Raw genomic sequence first — 778 nt, 5'->3', positions numbered from 1 at the left:
GCTGTTGTCACTGAAAAAGGGATAATATCTTTCCCCTAGCCGTTGCCCGGTTTATTCAGGTTCAGATGTACCAGTTCACTTGTTAACCGAAACGATTCCCTGACTCATACCAGTAAAAGCTATAAAAATAACGGGCCAGGAGCCTTGCTTTAAAAAGCAAGAACCCCTGGCTTATTCAAATTATGCCTGAATGATAGATGGTACGTATAAAAGTTTGAAAGACAAATACAGCCTAAACCTGCGGGAGATTGCTGAGGCTCTTCTGCAGTTCCTCCTCAGGGAAATCAACGTCTTCGGTGATGCCTGCGAGGAAGTTGTCATATGCGCCCAGATCAAGGTTGCCATGCCCGCTGAGGTTGAAGACGATGGTGCGCTGTACCCCCTGCTCTCTTGCCTTCAGGGCTTCGTCGATGGTTACCCGGATGGCATGAGAGGACTCGGGAGCAGGGATAATGCCTTCGGTCCGGGCAAATAACTGCGCGGCCTGGAAAACCCCATTTTGATAAACCGCGACAGCTTCAATCAGGCCGTCATGATACAATTGGCTCACCAGGGGCGATTCGCCGTGATAGCGCAGTCCTCCGGCGTGAATTCCGGGAGGGCTGAAACTGCTCCCCAGGGTGTACATTTTCAACAACGGGGTAAACCCGGCTACATCGCCGTAATCATAAGCGAATACCCCTCTGGTCAGGGTCGGGCAGGCGGCCGGCTCGACCGCGATGAGGCGAAGTTGGCCGCCCTTCAATTTGTCCGGGATAAATGGAAAAGCGATCCCGGC

The 778-nt window shown here is 52.3% G+C and carries 1 protein-coding gene; it reads right to left on the bottom strand.

Features of this window, described 5'->3' with window-relative positions; all coding sequences use genetic code 11:
• Positions 1-232: 232 nt before the first annotated feature.
• A partial coding sequence (locus B3W37_RS01435; RefSeq protein WP_483174562.1) for a pyridoxal-phosphate dependent enzyme occupies positions 233-778 on the bottom strand: 546 nt, incomplete at its 5' end.

This window comes from Syntrophomonas sp. UBA5494, assembly GCF_002426325.1.
Note: the sequence above shows the minus strand (reverse complement) of the source record. Positions and strands in the feature narration are given on the sequence as shown.